The organism is Streptomyces murinus, from assembly GCF_002154555.1.
Classification (GTDB): Bacteria; Actinomycetota; Actinomycetes; order Streptomycetales; family Streptomycetaceae; genus Streptomyces; species Streptomyces murinus.
In genome coordinates, this window is the sequence record NZ_MUNF01000903.1 from 1 (window position 1) to 970 (window position 970).

A 970-nucleotide genomic window follows, 5' to 3' on the forward strand; every position below is an offset into this window, starting at 1 on the left:
CCGGTCGCCGGTCGGCGGGGGCACCACTCCCCCGCCGACCGGCGACCGGGACGCGTACGGCCAGATCCAGGCGGAGTCGTACGACGGCCAGTCCGGTGTCGCCACCGAGACCACCACGGACACCGGCGGTGGACAGGACATGGGCTACCTCGCCAACGGCGACTGGGCGCTGTACAAGGGCGTGAACTTCGGCTCGACGCCGGCCACCCAGTTCTACGGCCGGGTCGCGAGCGGCGCGGGCGGCGGGGTCAGCGGCCTGGTGGAGGTGCGGCTGGACAGCCGTACGAACGCGCCGATCGGGAGCTTCGCGGTGGGCGACACCGGGGGCTGGCAGTCCTGGCGGACGGTTCCGGCCAACATCGGGTCCGTCACCGGCACGCACGACGTGTACCTCACGTTCAGCAGCGGGCAGCCGGCCGACTTCGTGAACGTCAACTGGTTCGGCTTCGGGCACTGATCCGCCGCGGGGACCGGGGTAGCGTTCCGGCATGCCGTCACAGCCGCCCCGGTTCCCGCCGTGTCCGATCCGCGGTGTGCGCGTGCTGCACCAGAAGCAGAACTGCGCGCCGCAGTTCGCGCTGATCGTGGTGGACTTCGAGCCCGCCGGGGCCGAGGGGGTCGCCTTCGAGGTGGCCGAGGGGCTGACGGTGGAGTACGAACCCGCCGAGGAGCTGCCGCGTTTCTTCGCCGCGGCCGCCGCGGGCATCGAGGAGCATCTGAGCCTGCCGGAGCACGGAGTCGTCGCGGCGGCCAGGGTGGTACTGCGCCAGGCCCGCGCGGACGCCTTCGGCTCCAGCGAACTGGCGTTCAGGATCGCCGGGTGCCTCGCGGCCCGGGAGGCGCTGGCGCGGACGGCGCGGGCCGAATCCTGCGAGGCTCAGCCGTAGTGGGCGATCTTCTCGTCGAGCACCGCCATGGCCCGGTGCAGCGCCGCCGCCCGTTCCGCCAGGGCGGCGCTGCACCGGGCCAT

General features: G+C 73.3%; 2 protein-coding genes. Both read left to right on the top strand.

The features are described 5' to 3' along the window. On the top strand, positions 1 to 457 hold a 457-nt coding region (locus CCN72_RS36425; RefSeq protein WP_143664333.1), incomplete at its 5' end, for a carbohydrate-binding protein. 31 nt (positions 458 to 488) lie between these two features. Continuing rightward, a complete protein-coding gene (locus tag CCN72_RS36430; RefSeq protein ID WP_143664334.1) occupies positions 489 to 887 on the top strand; it encodes a hypothetical protein in 399 nt (132 codons plus the stop codon). Positions 888 to 970: the final 83 nt, after the last annotated feature.

Coding starts and splice junctions, on each gene's coding strand:
- CCN72_RS36430 (WP_143664334.1), top strand. CDS start 489: ATGCCGTCACAGCCGCCCCGGTTCCCGCCGTGTCCGATCCGCGGTGTG.